The 977-nt window shown below is 66.9% G+C and carries 1 protein-coding gene and 1 pseudogene; one reads left to right on the forward strand and one right to left on the reverse strand.

Annotation, left to right across the window (positions count from 1 at the left end):
- On the reverse strand, positions 1–476 hold a 476-nt coding region (locus tag EOA75_RS33260; RefSeq protein ID WP_206517135.1), incomplete at its 3' end, for an FAD-dependent monooxygenase.
- Between the two features lie 98 nt (positions 477–574).
- Between EOA75_RS33260 and EOA75_RS33265 the strand changes: the two are divergent.
- A pseudogene (locus tag EOA75_RS33265) lies at positions 575–977 on the forward strand (DUF2182 domain-containing protein); the annotation flags it as partial.

Consider the following 977-nt stretch of genomic DNA (forward strand, 5'->3'; position numbering starts at 1 on the left):
ACCGCCAGCGATGCCGAGACCTCACTGCCATCGGCGAGGCTCGCATGTGCGTGGTCGGCGTCGAGCCGCCAGGCATCGACCATCGACTTTCGCCACTCGATGCCGGGATTTGCGGCGACCTTCTTGGCAAGCACCGGGATCAGGATTTTGTTCGGCAGGTTGAGCCCGAACTGCTCCTCGCCGATTTCGCTGGCGCGGAAGGTGACGGTCGGGCTGCGGATCAGCCGGCGCGTTGCGTCGACGATGCGCATCATTTTCAGCGGCGCCGCCTGCGGCCTGAGTTCGTCCAGCACGCCCAGGTGGTCGAGCACCTTGAGAGCAGGGTTCATAAGGGCGGTGGTGCGGCCATCGCCGCCGGCGGCCTCGGGGCCAGCCAACGTCACGGCAAAGCCTGCCTCGGCAAAGCCGAGTGCCGCGATCAGGCCGGCCGGGCCGCTGCCGGCGATCAATATGCGGGCTTTGTCACTCTGCTCCACGCCAGGCTTCCATGTTGATGGCGGCCCGTCGGCCTGCATGCGGTATAGGGCAGATCGGCGGACTTGATCAACGCGGCGATTCGGCCCATTCGATTGGCATGAGCGCCCAGGAGCACGATTTCCGCCATCTCGACCGCGCCGGCCGCGCCACGGCGGGACTGGCGCGCAGCTCCCGCCTTGCCGTGATGCTCACTATCGGTGCGGGCGTCGTGCTTGCCTGGTGGATCCTCGCTGCCATGGCTATTCGCGGCGCCGAAAGCCGCGTTGCCGGCGGCGCTCCGGGCGATGCGCTGGTGAAGAACCTGCCGCCATTGCCGCTGCCGGATTTCCTCGACCGGTTCTTCGCTTTGTGCCTTGCGCCGGCGCCGCTTTCAGGCTCGTTGGCGGCGTCGGCGCTCGTCCTGATGTGGTTCATAATGGCGGTGGCGACGATGCTGCCCTCGGCGGCGCCGATGATCCGCACCTATTGCGAGATTGCCGATACCGCTCGGATCAAGGGAG

Source organism: Mesorhizobium sp. M1A.F.Ca.IN.022.07.1.1 (assembly GCF_003997575.1).
Lineage (GTDB): Bacteria > Pseudomonadota > Alphaproteobacteria > Rhizobiales > Rhizobiaceae > Mesorhizobium.